The organism is Streptococcus sp. HMSC034E03 (assembly GCF_001811505.1).
GTDB lineage: Bacteria > Bacillota > Bacilli > Lactobacillales > Streptococcaceae > Streptococcus.
The window spans coordinates 46,369-46,620 of record NZ_KV804964.1; the positions used below are offsets into that span (position 1 = coordinate 46,369).

1 pseudogene is annotated in these 252 nt (G+C 34.1%); it reads left to right on the forward strand.

Annotated elements, in window-relative coordinates:
* A pseudogene (locus HMPREF2805_RS11655) lies at positions 1–252 on the forward strand (TIGR00341 family protein); the annotation flags it as partial.

Below are 252 nucleotides of genomic sequence, written 5' to 3' on the forward strand. Positions count from 1 at the left end.
TTTCTTGATCAACTGTGTCTTTATCATGCTAACCAATATTGTTGGAACTAGAATTTTAATGAGAAAATCTCCTTTAAGTTCATTTAAAGAGCTAAACATTAAAATGAGAATTGGGTTGATATCCTTAATTGTATTATTGGTTCTTCCAGCCAGCTATTCAGCAGTCACTCTGACGATAGATCAAGCACGAAAAGAAGGGATTAAACAGTTTGTAGGCAAAGAGTTCGCCAATCATACGGTCATTAATCAAGT